The 12377-nt window shown below is 55.4% G+C and carries 10 protein-coding genes and 1 other RNA gene; 7 read left to right on the top strand and 4 right to left on the bottom strand.

All coding sequences use genetic code 11. From position 1 onward, the window contains the following. Positions 1-150 precede the first annotated feature (150 nt). Complete coding sequence (locus tag AX755_RS18720; RefSeq protein WP_013096978.1) at positions 151-1551, top strand: MFS transporter; 1401 nt, start codon at positions 151-153, stop codon at positions 1549-1551. Between the two features lie 3 nt (positions 1552-1554). Next, positions 1555-3930, top strand: coding sequence for a glycoside hydrolase family 3 N-terminal domain-containing protein (locus AX755_RS18715; RefSeq protein WP_062857240.1), 2376 nt, complete (start codon positions 1555-1557; stop codon positions 3928-3930). Positions 3931-3935: 5 nt separating this feature from the next. On the opposite strand, the gene rprA is transcribed toward AX755_RS18715, so the two are convergent. After that, positions 3936-4043, bottom strand: an RNA gene (gene rprA / locus AX755_RS18710) — antisense sRNA RprA. Between the two features lie 209 nt (positions 4044-4252). Then, entirely contained in the window at positions 4253-5368 is a 1116-nt protein-coding gene (gene ydiK / locus AX755_RS18705; RefSeq protein ID WP_013096976.1) for an AI-2E family transporter YdiK, read from the bottom strand. A 199-nt stretch (positions 5369-5567) separates the two neighbouring features. On the opposite strand from ydiK, the gene ydiJ reads away from it, so the two are divergent. The 3 genes from ydiJ to AX755_RS18690 all read left to right on the top strand — a co-directional run bounded on the left by ydiJ (position 5568) and on the right by AX755_RS18690 (position 9311). Then, on the top strand, positions 5568-8624 hold the full coding sequence (gene ydiJ, locus AX755_RS25185; RefSeq protein WP_062857239.1) for a D-2-hydroxyglutarate dehydrogenase YdiJ: 3057 nt from the start codon (positions 5568-5570) through the stop codon (positions 8622-8624). Further along, positions 8621-9031, top strand: coding sequence for a 1,4-dihydroxy-2-naphthoyl-CoA hydrolase (gene menI, locus AX755_RS18695; RefSeq protein ID WP_062857238.1), 411 nt, complete (start codon positions 8621-8623; stop codon positions 9029-9031). The genes ydiJ and menI overlap by 4 nt, the downstream gene beginning before the upstream one ends. 85 nt (positions 9032-9116) lie before the next feature. Then, entirely contained in the window at positions 9117-9311 is a 195-nt protein-coding gene (locus AX755_RS18690; protein ID WP_013096972.1) for a YdiH family protein, read from the top strand. 44 nt (positions 9312-9355) lie between these two features. Here AX755_RS18690 and AX755_RS18685 read toward each other — a convergent pair whose 3' ends face one another. Both AX755_RS18685 and AX755_RS18680 read right to left on the bottom strand, forming a co-directional pair. Beyond that, a complete protein-coding gene (locus AX755_RS18685) occupies positions 9356-9985 on the bottom strand; it encodes a helix-turn-helix domain-containing protein (protein ID WP_062857237.1) in 630 nt (209 codons plus the stop codon). A gap of 66 nt (positions 9986-10051) precedes the next feature. Beyond that, complete coding sequence (locus tag AX755_RS18680) at positions 10052-10711, bottom strand: helix-turn-helix domain-containing protein (protein ID WP_013096970.1); 660 nt, start codon at positions 10709-10711, stop codon at positions 10052-10054. Positions 10712-11067: 356 nt separating this feature from the next. Between AX755_RS18680 and AX755_RS18675 the strand changes: the two genes are divergently transcribed. Together AX755_RS18675 and AX755_RS18670 are read left to right on the top strand one after the other, a co-directional pair. Next, positions 11068-11598 carry a fimbrial protein gene (locus AX755_RS18675; RefSeq protein WP_029882031.1) on the top strand — a complete coding sequence of 177 codons (531 nt, stop codon included), beginning with the start codon at positions 11068-11070 and terminating at the stop codon, positions 11596-11598. A 57-nt stretch (positions 11599-11655) separates the two neighbouring features. After that, the gene (locus AX755_RS18670) at positions 11656-12333 is read left to right on the top strand and encodes a fimbrial biogenesis chaperone (RefSeq protein ID WP_062857236.1); all 678 of its coding nucleotides are present in this window, start codon (positions 11656-11658) and stop codon (positions 12331-12333) included. The last annotated feature ends 44 nt before the right edge of the window (positions 12334-12377 follow it).

Here is a 12377-nt window from a genome sequence, read left to right as displayed (position 1 = left end):
TAAAAAACCAAATATCATAATTTGTCTGTTAATTTAGACAATTGTTAGCACACAAAGGGTTGCTAATACTTGAGCCTTACCGCGCAAATCAACAGGATTTTGCGCAACTGGTTGAAATACGTTTTAACCTGATAAAAAGGCAAATAACAAATGACAATCTCCTCTGTACTGCGTACCAAAGATAAAATAGGTTATGGCTTAGGTGATATGGCCAGTGCGCTGGTCTGGCAAACTGCGACGTTATTTCTTGCTTATTTCTATACAGACGTTTTCGGTTTACCCGCGGCCATTATGGGAACCATGTTTTTAGTGGTGCGCGTGGTCGATGCCTTTATTGATCCCTGTATCGGCGCGCTGGTGGATCGCACCCAAACGCGTCACGGTCGTTTCCGTCCATGGCTGCTGTGGTTTGCCATTCCGTTTGGCGTTAGCTGCCTCATTACGTTCTACGTTCCCGACGTCGGGCCCACGGCGAAAATCGTCTATGCCTGTGTGACCTACGGGATTTTAAGCCTCATCTATTCCGCCATTAACGTCCCTTACTGCGCCATGCCGGGCGCGCTGACGCTGGATCCGCGCGAGCGCCATTCGCTGCAGTCGTGGCGCTTTGGCCTGTCGTTTATCGGCGGGTTGATTGTGACGGTTATCGCTTTGCCGTTGGTTTCGCATCTTGGACAGGGCAACGTACAGAAAGGCTATTTCTATGCCATGAGCCTGATGGGATTACTGGGGATTATTTTATTCTTCTGCTGCTTCCTGATGACCCGCGAGCGCTATTCTCCGCGGAATGATACTTCTGGCTCCATGCTCACCGATTTAAAACTGCTGGCCGGGAACAGCCAGTGGCGAATTGTGTTCCTGTTTAATATTTTGCTGTTAACGGCGGTCGTGACGCGCGGCTCTGCCACGATGTATTACGTGAATTATGTGCTGTTGCGTCCGGAACTGGTGTTTGCCTTTATCGTCTCCGGGATGGTGGCCTCCTTAAGTGGCGCATTATTATCCGAACGGCTGCTGGGGAAATTTGACCGCGTACGTGCCTATCAGTGGACCATTATTTCCTTCGTGATTTTTGGGGCGCTGATCTTCTTCCTGCCGCCTTCACAGGTCTGGCTGATTTTCGGCCTCAATATTGTCTTTAGCTTCATCCAGAATCTGACCACGCCGCTGCAGTGGACCATGTTCTCCGATGTGGTCGACTATGAAGAGCACCGCAGCGGTCGCCGGCTCGATGGTCTGGTCTTCTCCACCGCGCTGTTCGCCATCAAATTTGGTCTGGCGTTGGGTGGGGCAGTGGTGGGTTGGGTGCTCGGGATGGTGGATTACGCGCCAGGCCAGGCAACCCAGACGCCGCACGTACTCACGACCATTAACGCACTGTTTACCCTCATTCCGTGCGTGCTGTTCCTCTGCATGGTCGCGCTGCTTGCCATCTACAAACTCAACAGTCGGCTGGTGGATTCCATCGCCCGCGAACTGGCCAGCAAGCGCGACGTGCGGCCAGAAGCAGGGCAACTCAGCCCGGCTGCCCCTTCCGCCCTACAGGAGTAAAACATGACTGCAATCTATAAGGACGCGGGACGTCCCGTGCACGAGCGCGTCGCCGACTTGCTGGCACGCATGACCCCGGAAGAGAAGTTCGCCCAGATGCACGCGTACTGGCTGATCCTCGATGAAAACGGCAACCACCGTGAACGCAACGACTTGAGTGACGAATTCGCGGGGGTGAGTGAACAGGCCTCGCTCAGCGAACGGCTTAAGCTGGGCGTCGGGCAGATTACCCGTCCGCTGGGTACCCATATCGTTGATGCGCAAACCGGCGTGCGCGCCGCCAACCGTCTGCAGCGGATGATGATGGAAGAGACGCGGCTCGGCATTCCGGCGCTGTTCCATGAGGAGTGTCTGGTGGGGTTGTTGTGCAAAGCGGCCACGCTGTTCCCGTCGTCGCTCAACTACGGTTCAACCTGGGATCCGGCGCTGGTACAGCGGGCAGCCGAACAGATAGGCAAAGAGGCGCGCTCTGTGGGGTGCCAGCAGGGGCTGGCCCCGGTGCTGGATGTCTCCCGCGATGTGCGCTGGGGGCGCACGGAAGAGACCTTTGGCGAAGATCCCTGGCTGGTGGGTGTGATGGCCACGGCCTACGTTAAAGGGCTGCAGGGCGATAAACGCGATCTGCTGGCCACGCTTAAGCACTATGTGGGCCACTCGTTCAGCGAGGGAGCGCGTAACCATGCCCCGGTTCATCTGGGCTTTAGCGAACTGAATGATACCTTCCTGCTGCCGTTTGAAATGGCGGTGAAGCTGGCCAATGCCGGGTCGGTGATGCCTGCCTACCACGATATCGACAATCAGCCGGGGCACAGTGACCACTTCCTGCTGACCACCGTCCTGCGCGAACAGTGGGGCTTTGACGGTATCGTTGTGGCGGACTATGGCGGCGTCAGCCTGCTGCATCAGCATCACGGGGTCTCGCATGATGCGACCGAATCCGCCGCGCTGGCCTTTAACGCCGGGCTTGATGTTGAGCTGCCGAAAGATGACTGCGCCCGCCATCTGGCCGAGGCCGTTGAGCGTGGTCTGATCTCCATGGCGAAAGTGGACGAGATTGTAGGACGCGTGCTGACCGAAAAATTCCGTCTCGGCCTGTTTGAAAACCCGTATGCCGATGAAAGCGGTATTGATTTGCAAAATGAGACCACCCGGCAGGTTGCACGTGAGGTGGCGACTCGCTCGCTGACGCTGCTGGAGAATAACGGCATTTTGCCTCTCGGCGGCAAACCCCGCGTGGCGGTGGTGGGACCCACGGCGGACGATCCGCTGGCGTTGCTCAGCGGCTACAGCTTCCCGGTGCATTTGATTATCAGCGATATGGTTGACGAAACGTCACAGGTGACGACTCCGCGCGCGGCGCTGGAGCACTATCTGGGCGCGTCGAACGTGCGTTATGCCAAAGGGTGTCACATCATCGAAAAACGAATGGCGGGCGCGCCGGTCTTCCCGGGTGACAGCGGGGGCAAACCGATGCAGCAGTCGCCGGTGTCGCAAAGTACCGCGCTGATCCCCGAAGCCGTGAACGCCGCGCAGGAGAGCGACGTGGTGGTGGCCTGTGTCGGCGACCTCGCCGGTTTGTTCCAGAGCGGCACGGTAGGGGAAGGATCCGATACCGATTCCCTGCATCTGCCTGGCGTTCAGCAACAACTGCTGGAAGCCCTGGTCGCCACGGGCAAACCGGTGATTGTCGTGATGACCGGTGGGCGGCCGTACAATCTTCAGGGGCTGGAAGATAAGGTCGCGGCGCTGATGATGGCCTGGGCACCTGGGCAGGAAGGGGGCTGGGCAATTGCCGATGTGTTAACCGGCCGCGCGGAGCCGCAGGGACGTCTGGTGGTGAGCGTGCCGAAAAGTGCGGGCGCCATGCCGTACTACTACAACCACAAGCTGAAAAGCGGCGGCACGCCATTCGCGTTCCACTTTGGCTCCCGCTATCCCTTTGGTTTCGGCCTTGGCTGGACGCAATTTAACTGGGGCGCAGCACGCCTCGCGCAAAACAGCGTACCGGTGGACGGCGAAGTTGTGTTGAGTATTGACGTCACCAACCGCGGTGAACGCAGCGGCAGCGAGGTGGTGCAGGTGTACGTCCGGGATAAGGTTGCCACGCAGGTGCGGCCGCTTCAGGAGCTGAAAGCGTTCCAGCGCGTGGCGCTCGCGCCGGGCGAAACGGCCACGCTCACCTTTACGCTGCCCGTGGAGATGTTCAACTTTACCCGTCGGGACGGCAAACGCATTGTCGAGCCGGGCGAGTTTGAGCTACAGGTGGGAGCATCGTCGGCGGATATTCGCGACGTGGTGACGGTCAATGTGACGGGAGAGACGCGGGTGCTACCTGCTGAATGGCGCATGCTAAGCACCTGTCAGGTTCAGCACGCGTAGCCAGGATAAAAAAAAGCCCATCGTGGGAGATGGGCAAAGACTACACACAGCAATTCGTTGTTTCACTCAGGGGATTTCCATGCTTATAAATCAAGGTGTTGATTTATAACCGTGAGCTAATAGTAGGCATGCCAACCTTGAGCGTCGATCAGATTCGTCTCAATAGTTAAAGAGAAGTAAAGATTTCTTGAGGTGAATAGCGGACTTAGAGCAAAAAAGGCGGGTCGGACCAGTGCGCAACGAATAAATAGTTTAGCAATGTTTAAGTATTGCCGGGGAGAATGTAGGCCGGGTAAGCGTCAACGCCACCCGGCAATCCCTTTTACTGCGTATTCTTCTCTTCCAGCTCTTCAAGTTCGCTCAAAATCACATCCGGGTCGGTGCCCGGCGGCGGCACTTCATGTACCCAGGCGGAGAAGAGACGCCAGGTGACGGCAAGCAGCACCGGTCCAATAAACAGACCGATCATCCCAAAGGCGATTAACCCGCCAATGACGCCGGAGAGGATCAGGATCAGCGGCAGGTCCGCGCCCATGCGGATGAGGATGGGACGAATCACGTTATCCATGGTGCCGACCACGCAGCTCCAGACCAGCAGAACGGTTCCCCACGTGGTATCCCCCGTCCAGTAAAGCCAGATGATGCTGGGGACCAGCACCAGCAACGGCCCCAGTTGTGCAAGACAGGTCATCAGCATCACCACCGTAAAGACGGTAGCGTACGGCACGCCAGAAATGGCCAGGCCAATACCGCCCAGCACCGCCTGCACCAGGGCCGTGACGACCACCCCAAGCGCAACCGCGCGCACGGCTTGCGCCGCCAGCAGAACTGCGGCATCGCCGCGTTTACCGGCCAGTCGGGTAGCGAAATGGCGTACGCCCAACGCTACCTGCTCACCGCGCCAGTAGAGCAGGGCGCTGAAGACCAGCATCAGCGCACAGTGCATCATAAAGCGACCAATATGTGCCGCCTGACCCACAAACCAGGTGGTGGTGGTGCCAATATACGGACGCACTTTCGCCATCAACGCGCTGCCGCCCATCTCCAGCAGGCTATGCCAGCCGCTGTAAAGTTTGGCGCCTACCACCGGAATGCTGTTCAGCCAGGCGAGATCCGGCAGCGTTAAATCACCGCTGGTGACGGCGCGAATAACCGGGCCACTGGAATCGACAAGGCTGTTCACCAGCAGCGCAATCGGAATAATAAACAGCAGGAACAGCAGCAGCGTCATGACCAGTACCGCCAGACCGCGGCGGCCAAACAGCAGTTTCTGCAAACGTAACAGCACCGGCCAGGTCGCCACGACCACCGTTGCGGCCCAGGCGAAGCCAAGTATGAAAGGTTGAACAATCCACAGACACGCAATAATCATGAGGGCCAGAAACAGCACCGACAGCAAAATTTGCGCAACATCCCTGGGCTGGCGAAGATTGACCATAAATGAAACTTTCCTTAATAAACACCAGCGAGGCTGGCGGGAACGGATAACCGCGTCACTCTAATCATTAATGATATCAGCGATTTTTGACAGGCGGATTTTGCCCGTAATTCAGCGAAGCACATAAGAAAAAAATGTGATAAAACTTTCCAGACACAACACAAACGATTTCACACTACTCTAATTAGGGTCGACAGTCATGATCCCACAGATTTCTCAAGCACCTGGCGTCGTTCAGCTGGTGCTTAATTTTTTGCAGGCACTGGAGCAACAGGGTTTTACAGGTGATACCGCCACGAACTATGCCGACAGGCTGACGATGGCGACCGATAACAGTATTTACCAGCTTCTTCCCGATGCAGTCGTCTTTCCGCGCTCAACGGCCGATGTGGCGCTGATTGCCCGGCTGGCGACGCAAGAGCGTTTTAGCGCTCTGGTGTTCACCCCGCGCGGCGGCGGCACCGGAACAAATGGCCAAGCCCTGAACCAGGGCATCATCATTGATATGTCACGCTATATGAATCGCATCATCGAGATCAATCCTGAAGAGGGATGGGTTCGCGTTGAAGCGGGCGTGATTAAGGATCAGCTCAACCAGTATCTGAAGCCCTACGGCTACTTTTTTGCGCCCGAGCTTTCTACCAGCAACCGGGCAACCATCGGCGGTATGATCAACACCGATGCCTCCGGGCAGGGTTCGCTGGTCTACGGAAAAACCTCCGATCACGTTCTGGGCGTACGGGCGGTGCTGCTGGGCGGCGATATCCTGGATACCCAGCCTGTGCCGGTCGAGCTGGCTGAAACGCTGGGTAAAGAGAACACCGCAAGCGGGCGCATCTATCGCACCGTGCTGGAACGCTGTCGCGATAACCGCCAGCTGATCCTCGACAAATTCCCCAAACTGAACCGTTTCCTCACCGGTTACGACCTGCGTCACGTCTTTAACGACGAACTGACCCAGTTTGATTTGACCCGTGTGCTGACTGGCTCCGAAGGAACGCTGGCGTTTATTACCGAGGCACGGCTGGATATCACCCGGCTGCCCAAAGTGCGTCGCCTGGTGAACGTCAAATATGACTCCTTTGATTCCGCGCTGCGTAATGCTCCGTTTATGGTGGAGGCGCAGGCACTGTCGGTGGAAACCGTTGACTCGAAGGTGCTTAATCTGGCGCGGGAAGATATCGTCTGGCACTCGGTGCGGGAGCTGATTACCGATGTGCCGGACAAAGAGATGCTTGGGCTTAACATCGTTGAATTTGCCGGAGACGATGCAGAACTTATCGATAGCCAGGTGACCAGGCTCTGTCAGCGGCTTGATGAACTCATCGCCCACGGCGAAGGTGGGGTCATTGGCTGGCAGCTCTGTAACGACCTGGCCGGCATTGAGCGTATCTACGCAATGCGTAAAAAAGCGGTGGGGCTGCTCGGCAATGCCAAAGGCGCCGCGAAGCCGATTCCGTTTGCCGAAGATACCTGCGTCCCTCCTGAGCATCTGGCGGATTATATCGTTGAATTCCGTGCGCTGCTGGACAGCCACGGCCTGAGCTATGGCATGTTCGGCCACGTTGATGCCGGGGTGCTGCATGTGCGTCCGGCCCTGGACATGTGCGATCCGCAGCAGGAGATCCTGATGAAACAGATCTCCGATGAGGTGGTGGCCTTAACCGCGAAATATGGCGGCCTGCTGTGGGGGGAACACGGAAAAGGGTTCCGCGCCGAGTACAGCCCGGCGTTCTTCGGTGAACAGCTCTTCGGCGAGCTGCGCAAGGTCAAAGCGGCGTTCGATCCCAATAACCGTCTCAACCCGGGGAAAATTTGCCCGCCGGAAGGCGTGGACGCGCCCATGCTGCAGGTGGATGCCGTCAAGCGCGGCACGTACGACAGACAAATCCCGATTGCCGTGCGCGCGTCCTGGCGTGGGGCGCTGGAGTGTAACGGCAACGGCCTGTGCTTTAACTTCGACGTGAAAAGCCCGATGTGCCCGTCGATGAAAATCACCAGCAACCGCATTCATTCGCCAAAAGGGCGGGCGACGCTGGTACGCGAATGGCTGCGTTTGCTGGCCGATCGCGGTATCGACCCGCTCAAGCTGGAGCAGGAGTTGCCGGAAAAACGGGCCAGCCTGCGTTCCCTGATAGAGCGCACCCGCAACAGCTGGCATGCGAATAAGGGCGAGTATGATTTCTCCCATGAGGTGAAAGAGGCCATGTCCGGCTGCCTGGCCTGTAAAGCCTGTTCGACCCAGTGCCCGATTAAGATAGACGTACCGGAGTTCCGCTCGCGCTTCCTGCAGCTCTACCACACGCGCTATCTGCGCCCGATGCGCGACCATCTGGTGGCAACGGTGGAGAGCTATGCCCCGCTGATGGCCCGGGCGCCAAAGACGTTCAACTTCTTTATCAATCAGCCGCTGGTGCGCAAGCTTTCCGAAAAGCATATCGGGATGGTGGATCTGCCGCTGCTCTCGGTGCCGTCGCTGCAGCGTCAGCTGGTGGGGCACCGCTCGGCAAACATGACCCTGGAGCAGCTTGAGGCGTTAAGCCCTGAGCAAAAAGCGAAGGTGGTGCTGGTGGTGCAGGATCCGTTTACCAGCTATTACGACGCGCAGGTGGTGGCCGATTTTGTCCGTCTGGCGGAAAAACTGGGGTATCAGCCGGTGGTTCTGCCGTTCTCACCTAACGGTAAGGCGCAACACATTAAAGGCTTCCTCAACCGCTTCGCGAAAACGGCGCAAAAAACGTCTGATTTCCTTAACCGGGTCGCCGGGCTGGGCATGCCGATGGTGGGGGTCGATCCGGCGCTGGTGCTCTGCTATCGCGATGAATATAAGCAGACGCTGGGCGATAAACGCGGGGCGTTCCACGTTATGCTGGTGCACGAGTGGCTGCCGGCGGCTCTCGAGCAGACCAGCGCCATGGAGGTCAGCGGTGAGCCGTGGTACCTGTTTGGCCACTGTACCGAAGTCACCGCGCTGCCGGGCGCACCTGCGCAATGGGCCTCTATTTTTGCCCGCTTTGGCGCGAAGCTTGAGAGCGTCAGCGTCGGTTGCTGCGGCATGGCAGGCACTTACGGGCATGAAGTGAAGAATCACGCCAACTCGCTCGGTATTTACGAGCTGTCATGGCATCAGGCGATGCAGCGCTTGCCGCGAAACCGCTGCCTGGCAACGGGCTACTCCTGCCGCAGCCAGGTGAAACGTGTTGAAGGTAACGGGGTACGCCATCCGTTACAGGCTTTACTGGAGATTATCGGATGATCTGGAAACGTGCCGTCACGCTACAGGCGTTAAACGCCATGGGCGAGGGGAATATGGTCGGGTTGCTGGATATCCAGTTTATCCGCATTGGGGAAGACGCTCTGGAGGCCACCATGCCTGTCGATCATCGTACGCACCAGCCGTTTGGTTTACTGCACGGCGGTGCGTCCGTGGTGCTGGCCGAAACCCTGGGCTCGGTGGCGGGGTATCTCTGCACCGAAGGGGAGCAGAAGGTCGTCGGGCTTGAGGTGAACGCCAACCATATTCGCTCGGTGCGCAGCGGGCGCGTGCGCGGTATTTGCCGCGCGCTGCACGCCGGTAGCCGTCATCAGGTGTGGCAGATTGATATTCTCGATGAGCAGGATCGGCTGTGCTGCTCATCCAGGCTGACGACGGCGGTGGTGTAAATTTCCTGATGTTTTTGCATTTGGTCAAAATCTCGCCAGGGTGTTGTGATATACTGGTCAGGATTTGTACACAAGTGAGGACATCATGGATACTGAAATAACCCCAACGCAACTGGCAATTGAATATTTACGTCGCGATAACAGCAACCTGTCTCCGGCGCAGTACCTGAAAAAGCTGAAACAGCTTGAACTGGAGTTTACAGATTTGCTGGCGCTCTCTTCGAATGAACTGAAAGAAGAGATCTATTTTGCCTGGCGCTTGGGCGTTCACGTCCATTGAGAGAGTGAAAAGGCCGCGAGCGCGGCCTTTTTTGTGTCTGCAATTCAGTACCGGGCGGGAAGTTTATTGATTTTAATCAGCCTGCCATCTTCCATTTCAATAAAGCCCCCTGTTTTGAGATCGGCCAGGATACGCATCACGCCGCTGCGGGAAAGCTGGGTTTTATCGCGAATGTAGCGTTCTGCGGTTATCTCCCGACGATAAGATTCATCTTCATTCATTAATAACATCAGCTGCTGGCGGATCATCTCATAGGCCGTCGGGGCACCCTTTGGCATGACGGTGTTATAGAGCCGGTTGTACATAAACATCAGGTGGTTTGATATCAACCCCCACAGCGCCTTCTCCTGGATAATGACGTGGAGTTGCTCTGCGGTCAGCGTTCCAATCTTGCAGGTGGTCACCGTTTTCAGGTAGTCGTCAAAAAAGATGTCATTAATATTGGCCACACCAAATAACGCCGGGCTTTTCGCGGTCGACAGCATCAGATTGTCGCTGCGTCGGTAAATGGCAACGGTCCCTTCCAGAATCAAATAACTCATTCCCCGGCCATTAACCACCAGATCCAGCTGCTCCCCGCGATCGAGATGACGGACAGAAGAATAAGGTTGTAAGTGCGTAATCAGCGCTTGCGCATAGGGAGAACCACGATGGGGTTTTTCTGTGGAGGACATAACCTGAACCTGAAAGAATCATCTTTCTGATTATAGCGTTACTCCTTATTACCGACATCACCTGAATCAGTATTTCCGCGGCAGATGGTGGACATCAAGCAGCACGCCGCGCTCCATCGTAATGTACTTCCCGGTGCGCAGTTCGGCCAGGATCCGCATTATCCCGCTACGCGAAAGCCAGGTGCGACTTTGTATATAGGCGGCCGCCGTGGTGTTCAGCCGTATTGCTTCGGGCTCCTGCATCAATTCAACCAGCTGAAAACGGATGATGTCATAGGCCGACATCTGCGAGATCCGGGAGCAGTGCTCATAGACCCGGGAGGCGGTATAGATCAGCAGATGCGAAAACGGCTCCCACAAATTGTGTTGCGCAATCACGCCGTTAAAACGCTCCAGCGAAACCCCGGCGAGTTCGGAGGTCTCCAGCGCCCTGACATACAGGTGCTCTGAGGAGAACTGGCTACTCACGCCAAGAATAAACGGCGCGGATTCAGAATTTAAGACGATGCCATCTCCCCGACGGTGCAACGCCACGCTGCCCTGGAGCAATAAAAAACACTGACGCACGTCGTTTGCATAATAGTGGAGCACTTCCCCCCGGGACAGTATGCGCCTCTCTGCCAGCGGAAGAAGATGATCAATTAATTTCTCGATGTGCTTATAGGGTTTAGCCGTAAGCACGGTGGCTTTTTCATTATCGAGACTGGGAGCCATTCGGGTGTTCATTAGAGACCTCACTCACGGACGCGATCATTATTTGATCGATATAGAGAATTATCTTAAAAAACAGCGAGTCGTGGAATATTTGAGACGGGTCCAAAAATAGACCGCAGTAAATGACGAGCCTAATTATATGAATTCTAAGGACGTAAATTAGGGGTCTAAAAGTAGACTGAAAATAGAAAGACTTAAGAAATTTCAAAACTGAAATGTATTTATTTTGTTAAAGAGAAGTCTACAGCTAGACCTCAAAATAGATTGTGTGCCGAAAAAGAGTTGTATAAATTTCGGTCATCGGCTGATGAAGCCCGAATTATGTAATCTGGATTTCAGTAATAAATAAAGTGATACAGGATTTGATGATGAAAAATAAAATGATGATAACCCTGCTGGCAGTGGGTTCCGCCCTGACAGCAACCCACGCTTTCGCCGCAGCAGGTACCGTTAATTTTAACGGAAATATTCTGGATTCCGCCTGTGACGTTGATGTGGCTTCGCAGAACCAGGTGGTGGTATTAGGTGATTATTATAAGACCGAGTTTCCAACCACCGGGGCCAGAACCGCAGCCACGCAATTTAATATCGTGTTGAAAAATTGCCCGGTGACGGTGACTAACGCGAAGGTTCGCTTTGATGGTACGCCAGATGCCACCAATTCCAGCCTGCTGGCGATTGATTCGTCCGCGGCGGGAGCGGCGACCGGAGTGGCAATCAACCTGATGAGTGCGGATAAGGCGGATCTGCCGCTTCACGGTAGCAACAGCTATAGCTATGTGCTGAGCAGCACCGCGGATAATACCCTGAGTTTCTACGCTCAGTATATTTCCACCGCAGCGACTGTCACCGCCGGTCCGGCGAATTCTGTCGCTAACTTCTCCGTGGTTTACAACTAATCGTTTGCAGCAATGTGCAGGGGGCCAGCCCGGCCCCTTTGTAGTATGAGGTTTACAATGCGTTTTATCAACACAGCCGGACTGGCCGTAGCGCTGTCAGCACTGACGCTGAGCACAGCGCAGGCCGGAGTGATTATTGGCGGCACCCGTATCATTTTCGATGGGACAAAAAAAGAGGCGTCAATAAGCATTAATAATCCTGACGCGACGCCTTACTTAATTCAGTCATGGATAGATTTGCCGGAAGGTAATTCAGGTAAAGCGCCTTTTATTATTACCCCACCGTTATACCGACTGGATGGCGGGCAAAAAAACGTCGAGCGAATTGTGATGGCGGGTGCACTGCCTCAGCAGCAGGAAAGTTTATTTTGGCTGAATATTAAAGCGATCCCTTCGGCATCAAAACAGACGAACGCCCTGCAAATAGCAGTGAAAACGCGCATCAAACTGATCTACCGGCCAGAAAGTTTGCGGGCGTCTACGCCAGAAGAACAGGCTAATAAATTAACCTGGCAACGCGCCGGGAATGAAATTCAGGTCAACAACCCCACGCAATATGTCGTCAATTTTAATGAAATTACGCTGGGGGGGAAAAAGCTGGACGATGTGACCTACGTGTTACCCGGCGCCTCAGCCCGGTTTGTATTACCCAATGAGGCAAGGGGAAATTTACTCACGTTTAAAATTATCAACGACTATGGCAGTCCCGGCGTATTACATCAAGCCAGTTTGTGATCCTTTCACAAACGGCAACGCCTGCATTAACCCGGTAATTCGCA

The organism is Enterobacter sp. SENG-6 (assembly GCF_001605945.1).
In the GTDB taxonomy this organism is placed as follows: Bacteria; Pseudomonadota; Gammaproteobacteria; order Enterobacterales; family Enterobacteriaceae; genus Enterobacter; species Enterobacter cloacae.
This window is presented reverse-complemented; position numbering and strand designations above follow the sequence as displayed.

Coding starts and splice junctions, on each gene's coding strand:
- ydiK (WP_013096976.1), bottom strand. CDS start 5,368: ATGGTCAATCTTCGCCAGCCCAGGGATGTTGCGCAAATTTTGCTGTCG.
- AX755_RS18720 (WP_013096978.1), top strand. CDS start 151: ATGACAATCTCCTCTGTACTGCGTACCAAAGATAAAATAGGTTATGGC.
- AX755_RS18670 (WP_062857236.1), top strand. CDS start 11,656: ATGCGTTTTATCAACACAGCCGGACTGGCCGTAGCGCTGTCAGCACTG.
- AX755_RS18715 (WP_062857240.1), top strand. CDS start 1,555: ATGACTGCAATCTATAAGGACGCGGGACGTCCCGTGCACGAGCGCGTC.
- ydiJ (WP_062857239.1), top strand. CDS start 5,568: ATGATCCCACAGATTTCTCAAGCACCTGGCGTCGTTCAGCTGGTGCTT.
- AX755_RS18675 (WP_029882031.1), top strand. CDS start 11,068: ATGAAAAATAAAATGATGATAACCCTGCTGGCAGTGGGTTCCGCCCTG.
- AX755_RS18690 (WP_013096972.1), top strand. CDS start 9,117: ATGGATACTGAAATAACCCCAACGCAACTGGCAATTGAATATTTACGT.
- AX755_RS18680 (WP_013096970.1), bottom strand. CDS start 10,711: ATGAACACCCGAATGGCTCCCAGTCTCGATAATGAAAAAGCCACCGTG.
- AX755_RS18685 (WP_062857237.1), bottom strand. CDS start 9,985: ATGTCCTCCACAGAAAAACCCCATCGTGGTTCTCCCTATGCGCAAGCG.
- menI (WP_062857238.1), top strand. CDS start 8,621: ATGATCTGGAAACGTGCCGTCACGCTACAGGCGTTAAACGCCATGGGC.